The following is a 26,578-nucleotide window of genomic DNA, read 5'->3' as shown; positions in this document are numbered from 1 at the left end:
AGGGTAGTCGCAATCAAGCCGACGATTAGCATAGAGAACCTATTTGTTAGCAACGACACCTAACTTTCCGCATGTCCCATCTGGGTGGTTCGTCGCCAAAGGGCGTATTGACGCAATCGGTCCTGGTCACCAAATATCAACCAGCACTTGTTGTTTGACAAACACTGACTTTCTGATGAATCCGGATTCGGTTTTACCGATCGCACAGCTGAAAATCAGAGACATGGGCAAGAATCCACCCTTTTCCGAAAACTCATCTGATGAGACCAATTGATCTTTCGTGACGCTTTCGAGACTATTTGTCCCATGTCATTAAGATGCCTTTACCGGCATTTTGCCTTTGCCGAAAATTGATGTCGGCGAATGTTAATCGGGAGTATGGTCCGATTTGTCGACGGGGCGACAGCTCTCCAGGGGGGCTTACTTGGCTTGATCTTGCGCGGGTGACGAGATCTTTCGTCCCGTGGTCTGCGGGGTCCGCCCGGGTCGTCCCGAACCCCGGACGAGTGCGATCGACACGAACGCATGGAGGCCACGTGACCATCTCCGACAAGGACATCGTCAACCCGCCCGCGGGCCCATCGACCCGGCCACCGGCCGCCGCCCCGACGAGACCGGGGGACGGCATCGACTCGTTGCCGCTGTCCGCCGCGCAGCGGGGGATCTGGTTCGCTCAGCACCTCGCGGGTGATCTGCCGATCTCGGTGGCGCAATACGTCGACATCGACGGCGCACTGGACACCGAGTTGCTGGCCGCGGTCTGCCGGACCACGGGGCGGGAATTCGGATCCGGACACCTGCGCTTGACCGTCGTCGACGGCGAACCACGACAGTACGTCGCCGCACAGGGCGCCCCGGTGCGCACCGTGGACCTCCGGGACGAGCCCGACCCGATCGCCACCGCTCATCGAATGATGGTGCGCGACTACACCACACCGCTCGATCTGCTGGCGGATCACCTGATGACGAGCATCGTCTACCGCGTCGGGGACGAGCACTACATCTGGTACCTCCGCGCCCATCACATCGCGCTCGACGGGTTCGCCGCCGTCACGATGGTCCGGCGCATCACCGAGTTGTACAACGCCGCCGTTCGCGGCGACCCGGCTCCGCCGTCGACGGCGAGCGACATCGCCGACATCGTCGACCAGGATGCGTCGTACCCGGGGTCGACTCGTCACGACAACGATCGGAAGTACTGGAGCGAGCACCTCGAGGGCGCTCCGCCGGTCGTCACGCTCGCCGGCCGGCACGGCAAGCCGACCCTGCACCCGATCCTGGTGAGCGCGCCGATTCCGGAGGGCACGGCACAGCGCCTCGACGCCGCCGCGCATGAGGGAGGCGGAGTCACCCCGGTGATCGTCGCGGCCTTCGCCGCGTACCTCGCGCGGATGACGGGAAGCGCCGAGGTGCTCCTCAGCCTGCCGGTGTCCGGTCGGCACTCGGCCGTGCTCCGCAGGTCCGGCGGCATGGTGGCGAATGTGGTGCCGCTGCGCGTCCCGGTCGCGGGGCGCACCCTCGGCGACGTGGTGACCTCCGTGCAGGGGGAATTGCTGAGCGCCCTGCGCCGCCAGCGGTACCGCCAGGAGGACATCTTCGCCGACATGGGGATGGCCCGAGACGAGTCGGCCTCCTTCGGGCCCGCGGTGAATCTCATGATGGTCGACAGCGAGGTCGTCCTGGGTGGGGTCACCGGGCGCCTGCACGTCCTGACGTCCGGCCCGACGTCCGATCTGTTCGTCAACATCTACCCGGGTGCGGGCAAGAGCAGCACACATATCGACCTGCAGGGCAATCCGAACATCTACACACCCGACGAGCTCACCGCGCACCACCGCCGGTTCCTGATGTTCCTGCACGAGTTCCTCGGCGGGGCGCCCGGCGACCACGTGGGACGACTTCCATTGCTCGACGAGCAGGAGCGCTCGGCGTTGCTCCCGGTCCGTGGCGCCGACCCCGCAGCGCCGCGGGTGCTGGCCGATGTCCTCGCCGATACGGTTGCGCGGCATCGAGAGTCAATCGCGGTCTGCGCCTCGGGGCGGAGCATGACCTACCGCGAACTCGACGCCGCCTCGTCGCGGCTCGCGCGTCGGTTGCTCGCCGCCGGTTGCGAGCCCGAGACCTCGGTGGCCGTCCTGCTGCCACGATCCCTGGGCACCGTCGTGGCCGTCTGGGCGATCGCGAAGACCGGGGCCGCGATCGTTCAGGTGGATCCGGAATACCCGCGCAAGCGGATCGAGCACATCGTCGCCGACAGCGGTGCCCGGGCTGCGATCACCGTCGACGACCTCGCCGATCGAGTGCCGCCGGCGGCGGTCCGGATCGACCTCGGTGACCTGTCGACGGACACCGACCCCGGCGACCACGACGGGGCAGACGACGGCGACTTCTCAACGCGTCCACGACTCGAGAACGTCGCGTACATGACCTACACGTCCGGTTCGACCGGCGTGCCGAAGGGCGTGCAGGTCACCCATGCCGGTCTGGCGAGTCTCGTCGCCGACCGGACCGACGCGTACGGCCTCGGACCGGACTCACGGGTGTCCTATGCGCTGTCCCCGAGTTTCGATGCGTCGATGGAACAACTCCTGACCTGCTTCGCGGCCGGCGCCGCCTTGGTCATCGTCCCGCCGGAGGTCATCGGCGGGGAGCGGCTCACACGGCTGCTGGCCGACGAGCGCGTGACCCACCTGACCCTGACCCCGGCGATGCTGGCGACCGTCGAGCCGGAGCAGCTGGCGGGGCTGCAGACGGTCGTCGTCGGGGGCGACAGATGCGCGCCGCATGTCGTCGAACGGTGGACGCGATCGGCGACGATGATCAACGAGTACGGGCCGACCGAGGCGACGATCACGGCCGCGAGCTCGGTGGTCGAAACCGACGGCGATGTCACCGTCGGGGGCCCCATCCGCGGGACCTCGGTGATGGTCCTCGACCACGCGCTCCAGCCGGTGCCGGTGGGGACGGCGGGCGAGCTGTACCTCGCCGGCCCCGGTCTGGCGCGCGGATATGCGCACCTGTCCGGTCAGACCGCGGCTCGTTTCGTCGCCCATCCGAATGGCGCCCCGGGCGAACGGATGTACCGGACCGGCGATCTCGCGCGTTGGGTCGGTGCGTCGACGTCGCCGTCGCTGGAGTTGCTGGGTCGCACCGACTTCCAACTGAAGATCCGTGGCTACCGGATCGAGCCCGGCGAGATCGATGCCGCCCTCACCGGCCACGCCCAGGTGGAACAGTCCGTCACCGTGCCGGTGCGCAACCATGCGGGCACGACCGTGCTGGCGTCGTATGTGGTGCCGGCGGCGGGGCGGCGGCCCGAGCCGGCGGAGCTGGAGCGGTTCGCGCGTGACTGTCTGCCACCGCACCTGGTCCCGGCCGTGATCACGACGCTCGACGCCCTGCCGCTGAACCCGTTCGGCAAGGTCGACCGGCGTGCCCTCCCCGCACCGGTGTTCGCCGCCGCCCGGTCTGGGCGACCGCCGTCCACGCCCAGGGAATATCAACTGGCGCAGCTCTTCTCGGACGTCCTGGGAGTTGCGGGGGTGGGTGCCGACGACAGCTTCTTCGTTCTCGGCGGTGACAGCATCCTCTCGATCCAGCTCGTGGCGCGGGCGAAGGCGAGCGGCCTGGCGTTCACGACCCAGGACGTGTTCGAGCACAAAACCGTTGCGGCACTTGCCACGATGGCGTCCGAGGTCGCCGACGACGCCGGGTTGCGCGAGCTGCCCGGCGGTGCCATCGGGTCTCTGCCGCTGTCGCCGATCATGCACGCGATGCTCGACCGTGGTCCCATCGACCGCTTCGGACAGGCGGCGCTGGTCGAACTCCCGGACGCCGTCGGGCGCGACGAGCTGGTCCGCACGCTGACCGCCGTCCTGGATCGGCACGACATCCTTCGCGCCGTACTCGTCGACGATCTGGCGGACCAGCCGCACGTGGTCGTCCGGCCGCCCGGCGCGGTCGACGCGGACGAGGTGCTGGAGCACACGTGGCTCGAACAGCGGGATGCCGAGGAGATCGACCGGCACCTCCAGGCCGCGGCCGACCGGCTCGACCCGCGTGCCGGCGTGCTGGTGAGGTTCGTCTGGTTGCAGGACCGCGAGCACTCCGCGCCCGACCTGATGTGGCTGGTCATCCACCACCTGGCCGTCGACGGCGTCTCCTGGCGCATCATCCTCGCCGACCTGGTCACGGCCTGGCATCAGATCCGGGAGGGGGACGTGCCGAACCTCGGCCTGCCGACGACCTCGGTGCGGCGCTGGGTCCACGGCCTCGTCGAGCAGGCTCCGTCGCGTGCCGCGGCCGAACTCGACCGATGGACGGAGGTCGTCGCACCGGCGGACCGGTTGCTCGGTCGTCGCGCACTCGACCCGGATCGCGACATCGTCGCCACCGCCGGCCGGCTCCGGATGCGGATTCCGGCGGATGTGACCGAGGCGGTCCTCACCACCATCCCCGCGCGGTTCCACGGCGGTGCCAACGATCCGCTGCTGGCGGCCCTCGCCCTCGCGCTCGCGCAGTGGCGCCGCAGGCATGGCCAGGCCGACGGCAGCGAACTGATCGCCATCGAAGGTCACGGTCGCGAAGAGGCCGCGGTTCCCGGCGCGGACCTCACCTCGACGGTGGGCTGGTTCACCGCACGCTTCCCGGTCCGGCTCGAGCTGCAGGGCGTCGACCTCGAGGACGCCTTCACCGGCGGTGCGTCGGCGGGGCTGGCGATCAAGCAGATCAAGGAACAGCTCCGGGCCGCGCCCGATCACGGGATCGGTTACGGACTGGTCCGGTACCTCGATCCGACCGGCCGCGACGTCTTGGGAGACCGGCCCGAACCCCAGATCAGCCTCAACTATCTGGGCCGGATGGGGACCGGCGAACACTCCGGCCCGTGGATGCCGGCGCGCGGATTCGACGCGCTGGCAGGTACCGGCGACCCGTGGATGGCGTTGCCCGCCCTCATCGACATCAACGCGATCGCCGAACCGGGCCCGGCCGGCGCCGAACTCGACGTCGGCTGGGAGTACGCCTCGCTGGTGCTCGACCGGGTCGACGTCGAAGAACTGGCCGCGCTGTGGGCGCAGGCGCTGAAGGGTCTCGCCCAACACGTCCGGTCCGGGACGGCCGGCGGTCACACGCCGTCGGACTTCCCCTTGGTCTCGGTCAGCCAGGCCGACATCGATCGCTGGGCGGTGGCCCACCCGTCGATGGTCGACGTGTGGCCGCTCACCGCGCTGCAGTCCGGCCTGTTGTTCCACGCGACCTACGACGACGCCGCCGACGGCTACACCGTGCAGGCCGAACTACGACTGGGCGGGCGCCTGCGACCCGAACGGATGCGACGGGCCGCGCAGGCGTTGATCGATCGGCACGACAGTCTCCGCGTCGCGTTCGTCGAGACCGGCGCCGGGCCACGCCAGATCCTCCTCGACGACGTGGCCGTCGACTGGTCGGACTCCGACCTCACCGGCATCGTCGACGCCGACGACCGAGACCGTGCACTGCGGCGGCTCATCGCCGAGTCGGCCGGGCCCTTCGACCTGGCACACCCGCCCCTGCTGCGTTTCCGGCTCGCGCGGGTCGCATGTGGCGACACCGCCGACACCGTCGGCACATCGGACACCGCCGACACCGTCGGCACATCAGACACCGACGAGTACGTGCTGTCGATCACCAACCACCACATCGTGCTCGACGGCTGGTCGATGCCGGTACTCATCTCCGAGCTGTTGCGCCTGTACCTGACCGACGGCGGGAAGGCCGGCGACACCGGACTCCCGGGTCCTCGGACGTTCCGGGACTACCTGCAGTGGCTGCACACCCGCGACCACGATGCGACGACGCGCGCGTGGCAGGAGACCCTCGCCGGCATCGAGAGTCCGACGCGACTCACCGGAGTGCCGGAACGGGGCGCCACCGGCGAGATCGGCGAGACCGGCCTCGAACTCGACAGGGCGACGACGGAGGCGATCGCGGGACTCGCACGCGCCCACGGCGTCACCGCCAACACCTCGATCCAGGTGGCGTGGGCCCTGCTGCTCTCGATCATGACCGGCCGGTCCGACGTCGTGTTCGGCAACACGGTGTCCGATCGTCCCGCCTCGATCCCGGGCATCGAGCAGATGATCGGATTGTTCATCAACACCCTGCCGGTGCGGATCCGGCTCCGCCCGGACGAGCGCGTCGTCGATCTCCTGACGCGGGCCCAGTCCGAGCAGGCGGCGATGCTCGACCACCGCGACATCGGCCTGGCCGAGCTCCAGCGGGTGACCGGGGTGGCCGACATGTTCGACACCGCCACGGTGCTGGAGTCCTACCCCCTCGATCCGGACGAGATCAACCGCATGCTCGCCGACGCGGGCCTGCGATGGAACGGTCTCGCCGCGCACGACGCCACCCCGTATCCGGTGAGCCTCCAGGTCACACCGCCCCGGCCGGGCAGCTCCGAACGTTCGGCCACCGATCAGCCCGGCACCTATGAACTTCTGCTGAAGTACGCCGTGGACCGGCTCGACGCGGAGTCCGCAGACGTGCTGCTCGAGCGGTTCGTGCTCCTGCTGCGGCAGATCGTCGCCGAACCCGGCCGCACGGTCGCCGCGCTGGCCTCGTGCTGGGACACCGAACGCGCCGCCCTGTGTCCGATCGAGGGGCCACCCCCGGTGTCAGCGCGCGTGCTCCGGGACATCCTCGCCGACACCGCACGCCGGCACCCCGAGGCGCCCGCCGTGCGCGCCGACGGCGCGACCATGACCTACCGCGAACTCGCGGACCGCAGCGACCGACTCGCCGCCGACCTCGCCGCCCGCGGCGCCGGCCCGGAAACCTCGGTGGCGCTGGCGGTCCCGCGGTCGGCCGCGCTCATCGTGGCGATCTGGGCGGTCGCGCGGACCGGGGCGGCCTTCGTCGCCGTCGACCCGGGCAATCCCGCCTATCGCATCGCCGAACTGCTCACCGATGCGCGATCCACCATCGGGGTGACCGTCGACGCCGTCGTGCCGAACCTCCCGGACACGGTCGAGTGGCTGACCCTCGTCGGCCCCGGCTCGCTCCCGCTGGGTGATGACACCGCACTGCCGGACCGGCCGGTCGACCCCCGCCCACTCCGGCCGGACAACGCGGCCTACCTCATCTTCACCTCCGGCTCCACCGGCCGGCCCAAGGCCGTCCACATCACCCATCGCGGTCTCGCCGATCGGGTCGTCGAATACGCGGAATCGTTCGCGGTGCACCAGGATTCGACGATCCTGCAGGTCGCCTCGCCGGGGTTCGACGCCTGTGTCTCGGAAGTGCTGGTCGCGCACAGTGCCGGCGCGTGCCTGGTCGTCGCGCCGCCCGAGGTCTACGGCGGCTCCGATCTCGAGGACCTACTGCGGATCGAGCGGGTCTCCCACGCGATCATCACGCCGACGGTGCTCAACACGATGGACCCGTCCCGACTGCCGGCGCTGCGGATCATCGCGGTGGTCGGCGAAGCGACGGGTGCGGACATCGTGAACCGGTGGTCGCCGGGGCGTCGACTGATGAATCACTACGGCCCCACCGAGAGCACGATCTGGGCGACCGGCGCCGACGACCTCCGGCCCGGTGAGCCGGTGACGATCGGGGAGCCGATCCGAGGCGTCTCGGCGTTCGTGCTCGACACCTGGCTGCGTCCGGTGCCCGTCGGTGTGGTCGGCGAACTCTATCTCGGTGGTCCCGGACTCGCGCGCGGCTACTTCGACCGCCCGGGCGTCAGCGCGGCGCGGTTCGTCGCCGACCCACTGCGGGCCCCGGGAGAACGCCTGTATCGCACCGGCGATGCCGTGCGGTGGGTGCGCGTGGACGACGCCTTGCTGCTGGAGTACCTGGGCCGCAACGACCAGCAGGTGAAGGTCCACGGCCTGCGGATCGAGACCGGGGACATCGACGCCCACCTCGTGCGCAACGCCGGTGTCGCCCAGGCAGCCACGGTGCTCCAGCGCGGACATTCGGGCCGTCCGGTCATCGTGTCCTACGTCGTCGGGACGCCCGACGAGACGCTGGACGTGCACGGACTGCACGACGATCTCGCGAACACGTTGCCGCAGTACATGGTTCCCGCGGCGATCATCGAACTGGAGTCGATGCCCGTCACCCGATCCGGCAAGGTCGACACGAAAGCGCTGCGGCAGTGCGACTTCCGCGCCGAGAGCGGGGGCGGGCGAGCGCCGGGGACACCGACGGAGCGGATCATCGCCGCTCTGTTCGCCGAGGTGTTGCAGCTCGAGGACGTCACCGCCGACGACAATTTCTTCACGCTCGGCGGCGACAGCATCGTCTCGATGCAGCTGGTCGCGGCAGCGAAGGCGGCCGGCCTGTCCATCACCCCCCGTGCGGTCTTCGAGGCGAAGACCGTCGCCGCCCTTGCCGCCGTCGCGACCGGAATCGGCGACACCGGCACGGGGAGCGAGGCGAACGGGCCGGACACCGACGTCCTGTCGACGGGTGTGGGCGCCGAAGTCGATGTCGCACATTCGGGGTCGCACCTCGAGCAGTTGCCGCACGGCGACCTCGAGAGCCTGCGACGGCGGTTCCCGGCGCTCACGGATGTGTGGCCGCTGTCGCCGACGCAGTCGGGAATCCACTTCCACTCGACGCTCGATCCCGACTCCGTGGACGACTACACCGTGCAATCGACGATCGCCCTGTCCGGTCGGCTCGACGTGGAGTTGCTGCGCCGCGCCGCTCAGGCCGTCGTGGACCGGCACGACATCCTGCGGACGGCTTTCGTCCAGACGTCGCAGGGCCCCCGGCAGATCGTCGTCGGCGATGTCGGGGTTCGTTTCCGGAGCGTCGATCTCACCGCGGTCGAGGACCGGGGAGCGGCGCGTCGGATCGCCGCCGACGAGGCCGGAGCGGGTTTCGATCTCGCCGAGCCGTCCCTCATCCGATTCACTGTCGTGCGACTCGACACCGACCGCTACGCGGTCCATGTCACCAACCACCACGTGATCCTCGACGGCTGGTCGATGCCGCTGTTGCTCGGCGAACTCCTGCAGTACTACGGAGATCCGGCGCAGATCGGCGTGGCCGGCCCGGCGTCGTCGTACCGGAACTACCTGGCGTGGCTCGACGCGCAGGATCACGACGCCTCGACGGCCGCGTGGGCGCACGCCTACGCCGACGTCGACGGACCCACCCGGGTGACCAGGGGTGGCCTCGCGATGAGTGGGGTCGCGGCCGGCGAGATCATCGCCGAACTCCCCGAGCAGGAGTACGCGCGCCTGCGGTCGGCGGTCGCGGATTCCGCCGTGACGGTCGGCACCGCCCTCTCGGCGGCCTGGGCGCTCGTCCTGCGGACGCTCACCGGTGACACCGACGTGGTGCTGGGCTCCGCCGTGGCCGGGCGACCGCCGGAGCTGCCCGGCGTCGAACGGGCGTTGGGCATGTTCCTCAGCACCGTGCCGATCCGGGTCCGTCTCGATCCGTCGATGTCGTTGCGTGACCTGCTGGTTCACGTGCAGGACGCGAACGCGCTGGTTCTCGACCACCACTACGTCGGACTCCCGGCCATCCACCGCGCGGTGGGACGGTCGGATCTGTTCGACACCGCGCTGGCCTTCCAGTCGTTCCCACTGCGCGAGGACGCGCTGCAACATCTCGTCACCTCGGCCGGTCTGCACGTCGACGGCATCACCGGACTCGACGCCACGCCGTACCCGCTGAGCGTCGTCGTGGCGCCGAAGATCGACAGCGGCGAGGGCGAGCCGGGGCTCAGCGTCACGGTGCGGTTCCATCGCGACGAGTTCGACGAGACCCGCGCGCGTGAGATCGCCGACCACTTCGTGGAATGCCTGGCCCGGATCGCCGACGGGCCCGGTGTACGGCTCGGCGACCTCCGTCATGCGGGGCCGGCCGGTGTCGGTCGGACCGACGAGTCGGCGCCACCGGCAACCCTTCTCGACATCCTCACCGCCGCGACCGGGCAGAATCCGGATGCGATCGCGGTGACCTGTGGGCAGACGTCGATGTCGTACCGAGCGCTCGACGTGGAGTCCGACCGGGTGGCCCGACAGATCCTGCGGCGCACGACGGATCGCCTCGTGGCGTGCGCTCTGCCACGATCCGTCGAGGCGGCGATCGCGATCTGGGCGGCGGCGAAGGCGGGAGTACCGTTCCTGCCGCTGGATCCGAACCTGCCCGCCGAACGCATCGAGTTCGTGCTGGCCGATTCGCGCGCCGGGCTGGGGATCACGATCGGCGCATGCCGGGCGGGGCTGCCCGACAGCATCGACTGGATCGTTCTCGACGGGCCGCACTCGTCTTCTCGTGCGCGCGTCAGACCCGCCGACCCGATCACCGATGACGAACGGGGCGGCCCGATCCGGGTCGCCGACACCGCCTACGTGATCTACACGTCGGGGTCCACCGGTACGCCCAAGGGCGTGGTGGTGTCCCATCGCGGACTGGCACAGGTCGTCGCGGCCCAGCGCGCGGTCCTCGGCGTCGACCACCGGTCGACCGTGCTCCAGGTGGCATCGCCCAGCTTCGACGCCTTCGTGTTCGAACTGTTGATGGCGCACGGGTCCGGCGGGCGGCTGGCGGTGTCGCCGCCGGAGGTCTACGGCGGGCCCGACCTCGCGAATCTGATCCGGCGCGAGGACATCTCCCATGCGGTGCTGACACCGTCGGCCCTGGCCACCGTGCCGTCCGAAGGTCTCGACAGCCTTCGTGTGCTGGCCACCGCGGGTGAGCCCGTGGGGCACGAGTTGGTGTGGCGTTGGGCCGGCGGCCGGAGGATGGTCAACCTCTACGGACCGACCGAGTCCACGATCTGGGCCACCGCGAGCGCACCGTTGGGCGTGGCCGGTCCGATCACGATCGGGACCGCGGTGGGACCCGTCGGCACGGTGGTACTCGACTCGTGGATGCGCCCGGTCCCGCAGGGCGTTGTCGGCGAGTTGTACCTCGTCGGCCCCGGGTTGGCCGACGGCTACGTCGGGCGTGCCGCGACGACGGCCGTGCGTTTCGTGCCCTGCCCGGCCGATGTGCCCGGCGCCCGGATGTACCGGACCGGCGATCTCGTCCGGGTCACCCGATCCGGTGAACTGGAATATCTGGGACGCAACGACTTCCAGGTGAAGGTGCGCGGTACACGAGTCGAGGTGGGCGAGATCGACGCGCGCCTCGGGTCCCGCGTGGACGTCGCCTACGCCGTGACCGTCCCGCATGGGGGGAACGGAGCGCCGCAGTGCCTGGTGTCGTACGTGACCGCTGCGCCGGGGGTGTCGCTGTCCGGGGACGAACTCCGCGCATCCCTGGAGCAGACGCTGCCCGCGTACATGGTTCCCGCCGCGGTCGTCGTCCTCGACGAGATCCCGCTCACCCCGACCGGCAAGCTCGATCGGCGTCGGCTGCCCGAGCCGGTCTTCGCCGCTCGGGAGTTCCGCGCACCGTCCAACCGAGCCGAGTCGGCAGTGGCCGCCGTGTTCGAGGAGGTCCTCGGAGTGCCGCGGGTGGGCGCCGACGACGACTTCTTCGCCCTGGGCGGTGACTCGCTGAGCGCATCGGTGGTGACCGCGCGGCTGGGAGCTGTCCTCGGGGTACGGATCCCACTCCGATCGGTGTTCCGATCGCCCGGCGTTGCGGCCCTGGCCGAGTCGGTCGGATCGCTGGGCGACGACCGGCGCGCACCGCTGGCGGCTTCCGAACGCCCGGAAAGACTTCCGTTGTCGCTCGCGCAACAGCGGATGTGGTTCCTGAACCGGATGGAGCCCGAGTCGCCGGCCTACAACATCCCGGTGGTCCTCGAACTGACGGGGCGACTGGACCTCGCCGCACTCGAGCGGGCGCTCGGCGACGTGGTCCGACGGCACGAGGTACTGCGGACGATCTATCCCGAGATCGACGGTGACCCGTGGCAACTCATCCTCGACGAGGCCCCGGTGACCGTGGCGACCCGCCGGGTGCCGGCGACCGAGGTCGAGGACGTCGTCGCCGGATTCGTGCGCCGCGGATTCGACGTGACCACGTCGGTGCCGATGCGCGTGGCAGTGGTCGCGGTGGATGATCCGGACGAGCGGGGTCGAGACCACCGGCGGACGCTTCCTGCTCGTACTCGTGGTCCATCACATCGCCGGTGACGGACAGTCGATGGCACCGCTGGCGCAGGATGTGATGACGTCCTACGCCGCTCGGCTCGGCGGCGCGGAACCAGCCTGGGAACCGCTCGCGGTCCAGTACGCCGATTACGCCCTGTGGCAACGCCAGATGCTGGGACGCGACGATGACCCGGCATCGATGATGCACGCCCAGCTGGACTTCTGGCGCGCGACCATGGCCGGTGCACCGGACGTCCTCGATCTGCCCACCGACCGGCCGCGCCCGCCGGTGGCGACCCTGGCCGGCGGTCAGGTGCCGGTGGCGATCGATGCTCGGCTCCACGAGCAACTGCTGGCCCTCGCCCGCTCACACGGCGCGTCGTTGTTCATGGTCCTGCATGCCGCGCTCGCGACGGTCCTCGGCCGGTTGAGCGGGGTCGACGACGTCGTGATCGGCGCACCTGTGGCCGGGCGCGGCGAACCGGATCTGGAGCCGCTCGTCGGCATGTTCGTGAACACGCTCGCGCTCCGGACCGATCTCGACGCGGCGGAGTCGTTCGCCGGGTTGCTCGACCGTGTGCGTGACGTCGACCTGGACGCCTTCGAGCACTCCGACGTCCCGTTCGAGCGGATCGTGTCCGAGCTCAATCCGCAACGGTCAACCGCCCACCATCCGCTGTTCCAGGTCGCCCTGGCGTTCCAGAACCTGTCCGGCATCGACGTCGAACTGCCGGACCTACACGTGTCCCGTGCGCGGGTCGACACCGGTATCTGTCAGTTCGACCTCCAGCTGGTCGTGGCCGAGTCGTACTCGGACAACGGTGCGGCACAGGGGATCGCCGGCACGATGATGTTCGCCCGCGACCTCTTCGACCCCGCGACCGTCGCGGGATTCGTTCGTCGGCTCGAGTTCGTGCTCGACGCGATCGTCACCGACGCGTCGACGCCCGTCGGTGACATCGACTGGCTCGGTGACGACGAGCGCACCGAACTGCTCACGGTCGTCGGATCGGGTGCGGCGGCGGAGCCGACCCTGCTGCCGGAGGTCTTCGCGGCCGCCGTCGACGCCGATCCCGACGGCGCGGCGGTGATCGCCGGCGACGTCGAGCTGTCCTACGGTGAGCTCGATCGCCGCTCGAGTCGACTGGCCAGGCAGCTGATCCGGAGCGGAGCGGCACCGGAACGACCGGTGGTGGTGGCCGTCGAGCGGTCGGTCGACTCAGTGGTGGCATGGTGGGCGGTCGTGAAGTCGGGTGCCCCCTACGTCCCGGTGGATCCCCACTACCCGGCTGCACGGATCGACCAGATGGTGACCGATTCGGTTGCGCCACTCGGTATCACGACGCGTGAGTCGCTCCCTGCGCTGCCCGATGCGCTCGAGTGGGTGGTGCTCGACGACCCCGCGACCGCCGCCGAGATCGAGGAACTGCCGTCCTCGCCGATCGCGCAGTCCGACCGGGTGTGCCCGGTCCGACCGGCGAACATCGCGTGGGTGGTCTTCACCTCCGGCTCGACCGGCGTGCCGAAGGGTGTCGCCGTCTCACACGCCGGCGTCGCGGACTATCTCGCCACGCTGCACGTGGACCGAGCGGCCGGAACCTCCTCGCGGGTCCTGCATTTCGCCTCCCCGTCGTTCGACGCCTCGCTGCTGGAGATCCTGCTCGCAGTGAGTGCCGCGGCCGCGCTGGTGGTCGCGCCCACCGGGATGCGTGGCGGTCGCGAACTGGCGGATCTCCTCCGTCGGCATCGCGTCTCGCACGCGTTCGTCACGCCGGCCGCGCTGGCATCGGTGGACCCGGACGGTCTCGACGATCTGCGGGTCGTGTTCTCGGGCGGTGACGAGGTGCCCACCGATCTGGTGAGCCGGTGGGTGGGTGCCGATCGTGCCGGCGGCCGACAGTTCCGCGTGCTGTACGGCCCGACCGAGACCACCATCGTGGCCACCGCCACGGCCGGATTGCGGGTGGGGGAGCGCTCGACGATCGGCTCGGCACTTGCCGGAATGCAGACACTCGTACTCGACCCGCGTCTGCAGCCCGTGCCGGACGGGGTCGCCGGGGAACTGTACCTGTCCGGACCCGCGCTGGCGCGCGGCTACCTGAACCGTCCCGGGGTGTCGGCGGCGCGGTTCGTCGCCCATCCCTTCGGACGGACGGGAGAACGCGCGTACCGGACCGGTGACCTCGTTCGCCGGAACCGCGAGGGGATGCTCGAGTTCCTGGGACGCAACGACTTCCAGGTGAAGGTCCACGGCTTCCGGGTCGAGCTCGGGGAGATCGACACCGCCTTGGCCGAACTGGCCGCGGTGGCCTTCGCCGTCACCGTTCCGCGACACGACGCCGGTATCGGCATGCGCCTGGTGTCCTATGTGGTGCCTGCGCCCGGTGTCGCCCTGACCGGCGAGAAGTTGCGAGCCGGGCTCGGCGAGGTCCTGCCGTCGTACATGGTCCCGGCCGCGATGGTGGTCCTCGACGAGATCCCGTTGACGCCGAGCGGGAAACTCGACCGGCGTGCCCTTCCCGCGCCCATCGTCACCACCCGGACCTTCCGCGCACCCGCCACACCGGTCGAGGAGATCGTCGCAGGGGTGTACGCCGACGTCCTGTCCATCGACGCCGCGGTCGGTGCCGATGACGACTTCTTCGACCTGGGTGGGAACAGTCTGGCCGCGACCCGCGTCGTGGCGAGAATCGGTGCGGCGCTGGACACGACGATCCCGGTCTCACTGATCTTCGAGGCATCCACGGTGACGCGACTGGCGGCGCGCGCCGAATCCCACGCCGACACGGGCCGGGTCGGCCTGGTGGCACACGCTCGTCCGGAACGGGTTCCGCTGTCCTACGCCCAGCAACGCATGTGGTTCCTCAATCGGATCGAACCCGACTCGTCGGCGTACAGCATCCCCATCGTGGTGCGGCTGTCCGGCGATCTCGACGTCGACGCGCTCCACCGGGCGATCGGCGACGTCATCGACCGTCACGAGATCCTGCGCACCGTCTACCCCTTCGTCGAGGGGGAACCGGCCCAGGTGATCCTGCCGGCCGAGGCCGACATCGTCCCGATGGAGGTCGCCCGGGTCGCCGAAACCGAGGTGGACCAGGCGATCGCGGACCTGATCGGGACGCCGTTCGACCTGACCGTCCAGGCGTCGACGCGGATCGTGCTCTTCGAACTCGGCGCCGACGAGTGGGTGCTCGCCGTCGTGCTGCACCACATCGGCGGCGACGGCTCGTCGTTGGCGCCCCTGGCGCGCGACATCATGTCGGCCTATGTCGCGCGAGTGCAGGGGGAGGCGCCCGGATGGGTGCCGCTCCCGGTGCAATACGCCGACTACGCGATCTGGCAGCGGGCGGTCCTTGGCTCGGAGTCGGACCCGGACTCGTTGTTGCGTGCGCAGATCGACTACTGGGCGGAACAGTTGGCCGACACGCCCCCGCTGCTCGAACTACCCACCGACCGGCCCCGCCCGGCCACCCAGTCCTACGCCGGGGATTCCGTCGGTCTGACCGTCGACGCCGAACTGCACGCCGGGCTGCAACGGGTGGCCCGCGCCCACAACACGACCCTGTTCATGGTCGTCCACGCCGCGCTGGCCGCCCTGCTCGCCCGACTCGCCGCGACCGACGACGTCGCCGTCGGCACCCCGTATGCCGGCCGCGGGGAACGCGATCTCGATGACCTGATCGGGATGTTCGTCAACACCCTCGTGCTGCGTACGAGGGTGCGGAGCGGGATGTCGTTCGCGCAGTTGATCGATGACGTGCGCGACACCGACCTCGCGGCATTCGGTCACGCCGACGTCCCGTTCGAGCGGCTCGTCTCCGAACTCAATCCGGTCCGCTCCGACGCCCACAACCCGCTGTTCCAGGTGATGCTCGCGTTCCAGAACATCTCGACCACCGACATCGAACTGCCCGAACTGTCGGTGCGGGCCGTCGAGCCGGACACCGGGCTGGCCCTGTTCGACCTGCAGGTGACGGTGGCCGACGCCTATGACCCGGACGGTACGCCTGCGGGCATCGCCGGTGGGGTCACCTTCGCGTCCGACCTCTTCGACAGGTCGACCGTGGAGCGCTTCGTCGACCGGTTGGTGGGGATGCTCGAGGCGATGACGACCGACCCCGACCGCGCCGTCCACGACGTCGACCTGCTCGACGACGCCGAACGACATGCCGCACTCCAGGGTTCGAATGCCACGTCGCACGACGTGGATTCCGCCGAGAACCTCGCCTCGATGTTCGCGGCGGCTGCGGCGGCACACGCCGACGAGACCGCGGTGATCTCGGGGGCGGTCACGCAGAGCTACGCCGAGTTCGCCGGTCGGGTGAATCGACTGGCCCGCTGGATGATCGCACAGGGAGTGGGCCCGGATTCGCTGGTCGCCCTCCGCATGCGGCGCTCGCTCGACCAGGTGACGGCGATGTACGCGGTGCACGCCGCGGGCGGTGGTTACGTGCCGATCGACCCGGATCATCCGGCCGAACGGATCGACTACATGATCGAGTGCGCCCAGCCGGTGTTGGTCCTGTCGTCACTCGACTCCGTGGACCTGACGGGGTTCGACGACTCGCCGCTGACGGACGACATGCGGACCGGACCACTGAACCCGGATGCCCTTGCCTATGTCCTGTTCACGTCCGGCTCCACGGGGCGTCCCAAAGGCGTTGCGGTGTCGCATCGCTCGGTGGTCAACCAGGTGCGCTGGATCAGTGCCGAGTACGGGCTGAATACGGCGGACGTGGTGCTGCAGAAGACTCCTGCGACCTTCGACGTGTCGGTGTGGGAACTGTTCGCGACATTGGCCGTGGGTGCCCGTCTGGTCATCGCGCGACCGGACGGCCACACCGATCCGCGATATCTGGCCGAGGTCATGTCCGCCCATCGGGTCACGATCACCTCGTTCGTGCCGTCGATGCTGGCGGTGTTCGCCGATGCCCTGCCCGTCGGTTGGGCGACGTCGCTGCGGACCCTGCTCGTGGCGGGCGAGGCGTTCGGGCCCGACGTGGTGGACGCCGCCCGCCGCGCGCTACCGGGCGTGGAGATGTACAACCTCTACGGACCGACGGAGTTCACCGTGCACGCAACGTCGTCCGTGGTGGGGACGGCCGCCGACGGGGCGGTGCCGATGGGGGTACCGGTGTGGAATTCCCGCGCGTACGTGCTGGATTCGCGGATGCGCCCGGTGGCGGCGGGAGTGACCGGCGACCTGTATCTGTCCGGGACACAGGTGGCTCGGGGCTACCACGGACGCCCGGGTCTCACCGCCGACCGTTTCGTGGCCGACCCGTTCGTCGACGGCGCCCGGATGTACCGCACCGGCGACCTGGTGCGTCGACGCCGAACCGGTGAGCTCGAGTACCTGGGACGCAGCGACTTCCAGGTCAAGCTACGTGGGCTCCGGATCGAACTCGGCGAGATCGAGGCGGTGTTCGCCGGGCATCCGGATGTCGCCCGCGCCGCGGCCGCGGTCACCTCGACGGACACGGTCGACTATCTGACCGTCTACCTGGTGCCGGTCGGGTCGGACCGGGACGGGGCGGGATCGGTGGACACCGCCGAGGTCGTCGCCTTCGCGTCGGCGGCGCTACCGGGATACATGATGCCGAACGCGGTGATGGTGCTCGATTCGCTGCCGTTCACTGCGTCGGGCAAGCTCGACCGCGCGCGGTTGCCGGAGCCGCCCCGCGACGCCTCCGGGTTCCGCGCACCCTCGTCGTGGCTCGAGACCGAGATCGCGCGGACGTTCGAGCACGTGCTCGGCGTGCCCAGGGTCGGGGCCGACGACGACTTCTACGCCCTCGGGGGCAATTCGCTGAGGTCGGTGCAGGTGGTCAACGATCTGGAGACCGAGTTGCACGTCGAGATCCCGATCCGGTGGATGCTGTCCGATTCGAGCCCGGCCGACCTGGCCCGGCGGATCGAGGCCGGTATGCGCAACGGGTTCGATGCCGAAAACGCTGCCGCGCCCGAGCCGGGTGGCCCGGGGTCACGCGGCGTGGGGCTCGATGTCCTGCTCCCGATCCGTCCGGAGGGCGAGCAGGCGCCGCTGTTCTGCATCCATCCCGCATCCGGACTGTCCTGGTGCTACCAGACGTTGAGCCGGCAGATCCCGGCCGGCCGGCCGGTCTATGGACTGCAGGCGCCCCAGATCGGCGGCGAGGTGCCCGGTCCGGCCACGATGTCTGAGATCGCACGCAGGTACTTCGACGAGATCCGGTCGGTGCAGTCCGAGGGCCCGTACCACCTGCTGGGCTGGTCGCTGGGTGGGGTGATCGCACATGCGGTCGCGGCCGAGATGCGGGCGGCCGGTCACGAGGTTGCCCTGCTGGCGATGCTCGACACGGAGGCCGACGGCGTCGACACCTCGGCGATCACCACGGTCACGGCGGGCGAGCTGATCAGCAATCTCGGACCGGTGCTCGGCATCGACTTCGTGAGTTCGGACGCGACCGCCGAACGCGCTGCCGAACAGATCGCCGAGCGTCTCGGGGACGGGTTCGGCATCGACGCCGCGACGATCGAGCGGCTGACCGACGCCTACAACCTGCTCATCCGTGCGACCGGTGATTGGCATCCGCCGGTCGTCGAGACCGACGTGCTCTACTTCACCGCCGTGCGCGATCGGCGGCCGGACGCGGTGGGTGCCGACGGGTGGGGTCCATACGTCCGGGGGAGCATCACGAATGTCGACGTCGACACCCACCATCTGGGGATGACCGAGAACGAGGCGATCGCGCGGATCGCAGCGGTCCTCGACGACCATCTGACGTCCGAAAGTGCCTCGCAGCAGGCCCGTTCGGGGTTAGCGTTTTCTCACGATGATCGGTTCACCATCAAGAAATGAGGTCGTCCATGGACAAGATCGGCAAATCCGGCGCACACCGGTGCCCACGCCCGCGCGGTCGCCGCCCGGCCGGGGCCTTGCTCGGCTGCGCATTGGCCGCATCGCTCACCGTGACGGCCCCGGCCGTCGCCCAGGCGGCCGCGCCTGGTGTCGCCCTACCGGTCCCGGTGGTTCCGTCGTCGTCGATGTCGGGAGGAGAGGTGCTGCCCGGCAACGCCTTCCGGATCGCGCACGTCGACGCCGCGTTGGTGTCGGACGCCGGCCCGGTCGTGGTCGGCCAGTGGCCGGAGGCGCCCTCGGTCGTCCCGTCGCCGCGGCACCTACGGCCGCTCGGTCAGGTGATGGTGCCGGTCGCGGCCGATGCCGGTGACCGGGTCCGGGTCGGCAACCTCGATCTGACCCGGCCGAGCGCGTTGTCGCCGGAGCTGGCGGCCCAGATCACGGCGGGGTCCGGTGAGATCGTCCGGGGCATCTCGGATGTGTTGCGGAGCAACGGTGTTCCGGCTGCCCGCGCGGACCGGGTGGCCGAACAGATGGTTGGTGACGCCGCAGTGGGCGGCGTCATCGGCGCCGGGGTGGCCGCGCCCCTCTCCCTCGCGGTCGGCGGCGTTGTGGGTGCCCCATTGGGTCTGATACTCACCTTGCCGTTGTGGCCCACCGGACTCGTCGTCGGGCCGTTGGTGGGGACGGCTGTGGTCGCCACCCTGGTCGCGCTGCCCGCGGTCGCGGCGGGTGTCGCGATCGGCGCCGCGCACGGTTACGACAAGGGCTGGAAGGTCCCGGTCGGCGGGCCTCGGCACCTGCGCGCGGACACCACCGAGGTGTCGGCCGAACGGGTCGTCGTCCCACATCAGGCGAAGCATGCGGCGCCCGCGCCGGCCGTTGTCCCCGAGGTCGCCGCACCCGTCGTCCGGCAGGTGGCCCCGACACCTGCGGTGAAGCGGGTCGAACCCATGCGGACCGTCGGGAGTGGTCCGGCGGACTGCTCGATCGTGCGCAAGGTGGAGGTGGCGCTGCAGGGCGGTGCGATCGGAACCTGTCAGGCAGGGTGACCGGCGCGACAACGACCATGCCGAAGGACTGCGCCGCAACGATCTGCGGTCCCGCTCGACGGTCCGAGCGGGAACGCGGACCGGGCCCGTTTCACTGTGGAGTTGTCAAGGTACGAGCGCGGTCCCGAGTAAGGCCCGGGTGCGGAAGGTGCTGCGCTATAGGTGTGTTGCGGTCAGGCGGCGTTGTCGAGTCGCATGGTGCGTCGGTTGTAGGCGGGTAGGGGTTTGCGTTGTGGGTCGATCGAGGCGGGTGGGATGAGCCAGGGGTGGCGGTCGTAGCCGAGGATGATGTCCCAGCCGTGGTGGTGGACTTGGGTGTGGCAGCGTTGGCAGAGTAGGCAGCCGTTGTCGAGGTCGGTGGGTCCGCCGTCGGCCCAGTGTGCGATGTGGTGCACCTGGGTGTGTGACGGTGGTGCACCGCATTTGATGCAGCACTGGTCTCGCACGATCATCGCTCGCCTTAGGTGTGGTGGGAACAACCGGTGGGTATGTCCCATCTGTAGCGGTACGCCTTCAGCATCGAGCACGATTTCGGTCAGCGACCCGTCGCACGACAGCTGTTTCGCTGTTGCATGGCTGACGGATCCGGTCCAGGGCAGGGTGGCTGGGTCGGCGCCGGTGGCGGGGATCGTGAGCATGAGTAGTGTCCGTGGGGAACCAACGGTGTCGAGGGTGGCTCCGAGTGCGGCTTGGTCGAGGATCAGTTCGAAGGCGTCGGCGCGGCGTTGTTCTGCGGTGCGTCGATCCTGGGCGCCGTCGGGTTCGGGGCGTGGGCAGGATCGTTCGTCGATCATGGCCAGGAACTTCTCGCCGACGACTTGGGTGAGGTCGGCGCGGATGTCGATGCGTCCGTCGTCGGTGGTGTGGGCGTTGACCGTATTCAAGGACGAGTCGTCGGCGGTGGGGATGCCGGCGTCGTCGGCGTCGGCGAGGGTGTTGCCGATGGTGCGGGCGTGCTTGAGCACTTGTGTCGGCGTTGCACCAGAGAGTGCTTGGCCGAGGAGCTCGATTTCGTGCGCCGTCTTGTCTTCGTCGGAAAGAGGTGCCGAGCACCGCTTTTCAATGTGGTTCATTCCGCGGATGATGGCGTCGATGATCTCGGCGGTGAGTCGTCCGTCGGCGGCGTGACGAGCGAGCGCTGGAAGTTCGGGTAGGGCGTCGACGCTGCGCATGACGCGGTGGGCCGAGCTCGGTGCGTGCCCTGATTCGATCAGCATCTTCTTGGTGGTGCTCCCGACCTTTTGTGCGACGCCGAGTTCGTCGAGTTGTGCTGTGTGAGTGACGATCTGGTGGTCGGCGATGTTGCGTATGAGTCGAAGTGTGTTCAGTGCGTCGAATGTTGCTGCGCCGGTGGGGTCGTCGGTGGGCGGGGTGGTCTCGACGAGGTGGTCGAGGAGAGTGGCGAGCTCTGGCATGTCTCCACTATACGGGAACATTAGTTCGACTTCGAGGACTTTCCACAGGCCCAGAATCGCGAAATCGTCGACTGTGCGGCATATTTCGTCCACCGTGCATCCATCGTTGACAGCCGTCAATTCCAGCCTCACTCGTTACAGATTCGGGCGCACGAGTGGTGGATTGCGGTGACGGTTCCGGCGCGCAGTGGAATACCGGGACCGGCCCTGCGGGTGGTTCGCGCTGCCGGTGGCCGGACGATCTGCTCATCAAGAGCCAGCCATCGGGCCGACCTGGTACGTCCTGCTGAAGGGGGTCTCGTCCCACCCGGTCGCGTATTCCGAAAAGGGGCGACGTGCGCAGGGCGCAGAGTCGACGGAGGTGGGCGCACGGTCGACGGCGCGAGTCCGGTTCAGCAGCTCCACTGGCGACCCGAACCAGGATGCGTCGGGGCATGCTTAACCTTGGATCAGTCTGGGTATATCTGTTGTGCCGCTGCGGTTCCGCGGCGGCGCCTACGAAACTCGTTACAGATTCGGGTGCACGGGTGGTGGATTTGCGGTGCCGGTTCCGGCGCGCAGTGGAATACCGGAACCGGCCCCGCGGGTGGTTCGCGCTGCCGGTGGCCGGACGCGGCGCGAGCCCGGCTCAGCAGCTCCACTGGCGACCCGAACCAGGGTGTGTCGGGGCATGCTCCAGTCTTGGATCATCTTGGGTATATCTGTTGTGCCGCTGCGGTTCCGCGGCTACGAACTCGACCCGCTCCGGTGCTCGAGGAGTATCTGGATGGCGCCGACCACGGTGGCGGCGAGTCCGGCGGCGGTGTGCTCGCCGAGTTCGCCGCGCTGCTCGTCGGCACGCATCATGATGACCGACTCCACCAGCCGGAAGGGAAGCAGTGTGCGCTGGTCGGTGTCATCGCCGAGCGCAGCGGCGGCCAGCGCCGCGTAGGCGTGGGCCAATTCCTGTCGATCCGAACGGAATTCGGCGAAGCGCTGGTCGGCGACCTCGGGCAGAAGATACAGCGCCCCGAGGTTCCAGCGCGATCGCGCCAGCTGGTCGACGTCGAAACGCGCGAGTTCCAGCAGCCGGGTCAGCGCGGGCTCGTCGCCGTCGAGGAGTTCCCGTGCGCGTTCGAGTGAGGCGACGACGGTCGTCTCCAGCAGCGTCGCCAGGATGTCGTCCTTGGTGGCGAAGTAGTGGTACATCGACGCCTGCCGGATGCCCACCGCCTCGGCGATCATCCGCGTCGATGTCCCGGTGTACCCATGACGGGTGAACAATTCGGCGGCGGCGTCGAGGATCTCCTCGCGCGCGGTCTGCCCGCGTCGCCGTGCCGGCACCAGGCGCGGACGCCCGCGACCGATCGGAGTCGGGGCTGCGCTCGAGCCGGTCGGCATGCTCGTCTCCTTCATAGGGTCGGTGCGATTTCCCGACCCTAGCCGACGGATTGCGCTCTTCTGCCGCACACGAACCCGCAGGTCGGGGTAACCCCAGGCGCGTAACGGGGACGTAACCGGAGTTTTCACGACCGGAACAATCCTGTCAATCGATAGAAATCCGAGCGAGCTTATCTATCAGGTGACAGGAAACAGTGCCTGACTCACACCGTTGCTCAACGTGGAGCTTCTTCTCCGAAAGGAAGACCGCGCATGACCTCCACCCCCGAAGTGGCTCCCGCGACGACGCCCTCCTCGCCCGCCGGAGACGCCGACGCACACGACCTCTCGGCGCTCGGTTACGACCAGCAACTCCATCGCTCGCTCGGCAAGTTCGCGTCCTTCGCCGCCGGGTTCTCCTTCGTCTCGATCCTGACCACCATCTTCCAGCTGTTCGGCCTCGGGTTCGGTTTCGGCGGTCCGGCCTTCTTCTGGACCTGGCCGATCGTCTACGCCGGCCAGTTCCTGGTCGCCCTGTGCTTCGCCGAAATCGCTGCGCGGTACCCGATCTCGGGCGCGATCTACCAGTGGTCCCGCCGGATGGGGGGCGAGGTCGTCGGCTGGTTCGGCGGCTGGTTCATGATGATCGCGCAGGTGGTCACCGCCGCCGCGGCCGCCATCGCCCTGCAGGTCGTCCTGCCGTCGATCTGGATCGGCTTCCAGATCATCGGCGACGACCCGACTCTGACCACCACCAGCGGTGCGGCGAACGCGGTGTTGCTCGGCTCGGTCCTGCTCGTGGTCGTGACCGCGATCAACTGTGTCGGCGTCCGGTGGATGAGCCGGGTCAACAGCATCGGCGTCGTCTGCGAACTCGTCGGTGTCGTCGCGGTGATCCTGGCACTGTTCACCCACGCCCAGCGCGGCCCCGACGTCGTCTTCGACACCGGCGTTCCCGGTCAGCAGCCCGGCTACATCTGGGCGTTCATCGTGTCCGGTCTGATGGCCGCCTACGTCATGGTCGGTTTCGGGTCGGCGGGCGAGCTGGCCGAGGAGACCCGCGACCCGCGCCGCGTCGCACCTCGTACGATCCGGATGGCGCTGACCGTGTCGGCCATCGGCGGCGGACTGATGCTGCTCGGCACCCTCATGGCGGCGCCCACCCTCGACGAGCAACTCGCAACCGGCGGTCTGCCGTACGTTCTCGATTCGGTACTCGGCAGCTTCTGGGGCAAGGTCCTGCTCGCCGACGTGGCGGTGGCCATCTTCATCTGCACCCTCGCCATCCAGACCGCCTGCTCGCGTCTGATGTTCTCGATGGCCCGCGACGGCCGACTCCCGTTCTCCGCGCAACTGTCACATGTCAACAGCCGCACCGGGACCCCGATCCTGCCCTCGATCCTGATCGGTGTGCTCTGCATCGGCATCCTGCTCGTGAACGTCGGCAACTCCGCGATCTTCGCGACCCTCGCCAGTGTGTGCATCATCCTGATCTACCTGGCCTATCTCGCGGTCACCGGTCCGATGCTCTACCGACGGTTCCAGGGTTGGCCGCATCGTGGCGGCCGGGGCAACCCGACTGTCGATGCCGGTGGCCGAAAGCTGTTCAGCCTGGGTCGTTTCGGGATTGCGGTGAACGCCCTCGCGGTGCTCTACGGCGCCCTGATGGTGATCAACCTGGCATGGCCGCGGGCCGAGGTCTTCGACCCGGCGGGTGAGATGCCGATCCTGCGGTGGGCCGGTCCCATCTGCATCGTGGCGACCGTCCTCGTCGGGATCGCCTGCTATCCCCGCGGCAAGGAACACCCCCGGCCGGTGAACACCGATCCGTCCGCCTGAGCGCGCCGCACACAATCACCACGACAAGGAGTTCCGAATGAGCACGATCACCGCGGCGGGTACCGGCACCACCACCGGTGCACGCGAACACGCCCGCGCGCAGGCCGGCGCGATAACCGACAGCATGCCGGTGGTGCCCGCGTCGAACTGGCCCGCTCCGCCCGACGACGTGCCGGCGGCCTCGTTGACCTGGGCGGAGACGGTTCCCGGCGGTCGCTACACCAGCAAGGTGCTGGCTCGGGGGACCCGCCTGCGGTTCGCCGACGTCGCCGGGGCGGCGTGCGCACACGTGCTGCTGTGGCGCGCCGACGCCCCGTGGGAACGTCTCAACGTCGCCGACACCGTCAAGGTCCCGTGGCAGGCCTACCTGGGCGCGGGCCATCCGCTGCTCAGTGACCAGGGCCGGGTGCTGGCCACCGTCGTCGCCGACGACTCCGGCCATCACGACGCGCTGTGCGGCACGTCCACCCTCGCCGGGAATGCGGCGAAATACGGCGCGGGCGAGGTGTATTCGACGAGTCCCGCCGGTCGCGAACTGTTCACGCTCGCCGCGGCGAAACACGGTCTGACACCGACCGACGTCGCCCCGTCGTTGTCGTTCTTCCACGGCGTCACGGTCGACGCCGACGGGGCGCTGCGCTCGACCGGGAGCGCCGGGCCCGGCCGGACCGTGGATCTGATCCTGCATCTGCCGTGCACGGTGGCGATCGCCAACACTGCTCACCCCCTGGATCCGTCGCCCGATTTCGGCACCACCTCGCTGGAAGTACTGGCGTGGCAGGCGCAGAACGATCTCGACACCCTGCTGGCCGAGGTCGCCGGAACCGACCCCGAGTACCAGCGGGCCGTCGCCAACTCCGAAGACGTCTGGGCCGCGGCTCATCACCGAGCCGTCCAGTAGAGAGGACCACCCATCGTGACCGAGACACACTCCGCAGTCATCCCCGATGTCGCGACGGAATCCGCCGCCGGACTCGCCCTCGTCCCCGGCACCGTCGTCGACGACGCGCAGGTGGGCGAGCGGGCACCGTGGTCGGGTGTCGTCGCCGCCGGCGACGTGCTCACCATCGTCGACCTGCACGGCAATCAGGCCGTCGACACGCTGTTCTACGCCGCCGACGACACCACGCGGCGGTATTCGGCCCAGGCGACGATCACCGCGCAGGGCAACATCTTCCTGACCACCGGCAGCGTCATCCGCGATCACGACTCCGCACCGCTGATGACGATCGTCGCCGACGAGGTCGGCAACCACGACACCCTCGGCGGCGCGTGCTCGCAGGAGTCGAACACGCTGCGGTACGGCCACCACACCAAGCATCAGCACGCATGTGTGGAGAACTTCCTCATCGAGGGCAGCCGCCACGGACTGGGCAAGGCCGACCTCGTCGGGAACGTGAACTTCTTCATGAACGTGCCCGTCGACCCCGACGGCTCGCTCGGCATCGTCGACGGGTTGTCCGCACCCGGTAAACGACTGGCGCTGCGGGCCGAGGTCGACACCCTGGTGCTCATCTCGAACTGTCCGCAGATCAACAACCCCTGCAACGGGTTCGACCCCACCGCGGTGCGCGTCATCGTCACCCGGCCGTTCTGAGAATCTCTTTCCGCCGCGCCCCCGGGCGCCGACCGAGCCCGACGAGGAATTCATCATCATGACTGCCACCACCCCGGGTGCCGTGACCGTTCTCCGGTCCGGTCCGCTCACCACCATCCAGGACTGGCCCGGCCGGGTCGGGTACTGGAAGGTCGGCGTACCGCCGTCCGGTCCGATGGACGACCTGTCCTTCCGGCTCGCCAACCTCGCCGTCGGCAACCCGGAGACCGCCGCCGGTCTGGAGATCACCCTCATGGGTCCCGCCCTTCGGTTCGACCGGTCCGCGGTCGTGGGGGGGGGGGGGGGGGGGGGGGGGGCCCCCCGCGCCCCCCCCCCCCCGGCGCCGCGGGGGGGGGGGGGGCGCCGGGGGGGGGGGGGGGGGGCGCCCCCCGCGGAGCGGCCGCCCCGGGCGGGGGGGC

6 protein-coding genes and 2 pseudogenes are annotated in these 26,578 nt (G+C 69.3%); 6 read left to right on the top strand and 2 right to left on the bottom strand.

The window, feature by feature from the left end; translation table 11 throughout:
• Positions 1 to 536: 536 nt before the first annotated feature.
• Together ABIC25_RS07970 and ABIC25_RS07965 are read left to right on the top strand one after the other, a co-directional pair.
• Positions 537 to 18,897 (top strand): annotated as a pseudogene (locus ABIC25_RS07970) (amino acid adenylation domain-containing protein).
• Entirely contained in the window at positions 18,894 to 19,949 is a 1,056-nt protein-coding gene (locus ABIC25_RS07965) for a hypothetical protein (RefSeq protein ID WP_354560851.1), read from the top strand. The pseudogene ABIC25_RS07970 and the gene ABIC25_RS07965 overlap by 4 nt, the downstream one beginning before the upstream one ends.
• Before the next feature lie 173 nt (positions 19,950 to 20,122).
• Here the strand turns inward: ABIC25_RS07965 and ABIC25_RS07960 are convergent, their stop codons facing one another.
• Together ABIC25_RS07960 and ABIC25_RS07955 are read right to left on the bottom strand one after the other, a co-directional pair.
• Positions 20,123 to 21,385: an HNH endonuclease gene (locus ABIC25_RS07960; protein WP_354561286.1), complete on the bottom strand. Its 1,263-nt coding sequence runs from the start codon at positions 21,383 to 21,385 to the stop codon at positions 20,123 to 20,125.
• Between the two features lie 705 nt (positions 21,386 to 22,090).
• On the bottom strand, positions 22,091 to 22,744 hold the full coding sequence (locus ABIC25_RS07955; protein ID WP_354560849.1) for a TetR/AcrR family transcriptional regulator: 654 nt from the start codon (positions 22,742 to 22,744) through the stop codon (positions 22,091 to 22,093).
• A 252-nt stretch (positions 22,745 to 22,996) separates the two neighbouring features.
• Between ABIC25_RS07955 and ABIC25_RS07950 the strand changes: the two genes are divergently transcribed.
• From ABIC25_RS07950 to ABIC25_RS24935, 4 genes and pseudogenes are all read left to right on the top strand, one after another.
• A complete protein-coding gene (locus ABIC25_RS07950; protein WP_004022482.1) occupies positions 22,997 to 24,562 on the top strand; it encodes an amino acid permease in 1,566 nt (521 codons plus the stop codon).
• Positions 24,563 to 24,599: 37 nt separating this feature from the next.
• Positions 24,600 to 25,463: an urea amidolyase associated protein UAAP1 gene (locus tag ABIC25_RS07945; protein ID WP_101822346.1), complete on the top strand. Its 864-nt coding sequence runs from the start codon at positions 24,600 to 24,602 to the stop codon at positions 25,461 to 25,463.
• 15 nt (positions 25,464 to 25,478) lie between these two features.
• Entirely contained in the window at positions 25,479 to 26,159 is a 681-nt protein-coding gene (locus ABIC25_RS07940; protein WP_101822344.1) for an urea amidolyase associated protein UAAP2, read from the top strand.
• A gap of 58 nt (positions 26,160 to 26,217) precedes the next feature.
• Positions 26,218 to 26,578, top strand: a pseudogene (locus ABIC25_RS24935) (hypothetical protein); the annotation flags it as partial.

This window comes from Gordonia sp. PvP123, from assembly GCF_040547295.1.
GTDB lineage: Bacteria > Actinomycetota > Actinomycetes > Mycobacteriales > Mycobacteriaceae > Gordonia > Gordonia terrae.
Note: the sequence above shows the minus strand (reverse complement) of the source record. Positions and strands in the feature narration are given on the sequence as shown.

What these genes read in the sequence shown, in the direction of transcription:
- ABIC25_RS07965 (WP_354560851.1), top strand. Translation starts at nt 18,894, where the DNA reads ATGAGGTCGTCCATGGACAAGATCGGCAAATCCGGCGCACACCGGTGC.
- ABIC25_RS07960 (WP_354561286.1), bottom strand. Translation starts at nt 21,385, where the DNA reads ATGTTCCCGTATAGTGGAGACATGCCAGAGCTCGCCACTCTCCTCGAC.
- ABIC25_RS07955 (WP_354560849.1), bottom strand. Translation starts at nt 22,744, where the DNA reads ATGCCGACCGGCTCGAGCGCAGCCCCGACTCCGATCGGTCGCGGGCGT.
- ABIC25_RS07950 (WP_004022482.1), top strand. Translation starts at nt 22,997, where the DNA reads ATGACCTCCACCCCCGAAGTGGCTCCCGCGACGACGCCCTCCTCGCCC.
- ABIC25_RS07945 (WP_101822346.1), top strand. Translation starts at nt 24,600, where the DNA reads ATGAGCACGATCACCGCGGCGGGTACCGGCACCACCACCGGTGCACGC.